Genomic DNA, 536 nt, shown 5'->3' with positions numbered 1-536 from the left:
TCTGCAAAATCGTTGATGATGTTCTGAACCTGCATCTCGATCATTGGTTCAGGCAGCTCCATTTTAGATTTATCAATGATCTTACGGATTGCCTCATCCTCTTTATCACGTTTTGCAGCAGCTTCTTTCTGCTCCTGAAGTTTTTTCTTAACATCCTCTTTGTATTCTGCAAGAGTATCAAACTCTGAAATATCCTGCGCAAAGTCATCATCTAATTCAGGAAGTTCTTTTCCTTTGATCTCGTTGATCTTTACTTTAAATACTGCAGGTTTTCCGGCTAAATCTTCTGCCTGATACTCTTCCGGGAAAGTAACGTTTACTTCTACTTCCTCACCTGAGTTCTTGCCGATCAGCTGATCTTCAAATGTATCAATGAAAGAATGGGAACCGATCACTAACGGATAATTCTCTCCCTTACCGCCTTCAAATGCCTCTCCATCTACGAATCCTTCAAAGTCGATGACTGTTGTATCTCCATCAGCAACCGGTCTGTCTTCGATGGTAATGCTGCGGGCATTGTTTTCTCTCTGTCTTTC

At 41.4% G+C, this 536-nt stretch carries 1 protein-coding gene; it reads right to left on the bottom strand.

Annotated features, from left to right (window positions below):
- Window positions 1–536, bottom strand: a 536-nt coding sequence (gene tig / locus WMO43_RS14145) for a trigger factor (protein ID WP_353531592.1), incomplete at both ends; no start/stop codon positions are given.

The organism is Maccoyibacter intestinihominis (assembly GCF_040096355.1).
GTDB lineage: Bacteria > Bacillota > Clostridia > Lachnospirales > Lachnospiraceae > Maccoyibacter > Maccoyibacter intestinihominis.
This window is presented reverse-complemented; position numbering and strand designations above follow the sequence as displayed.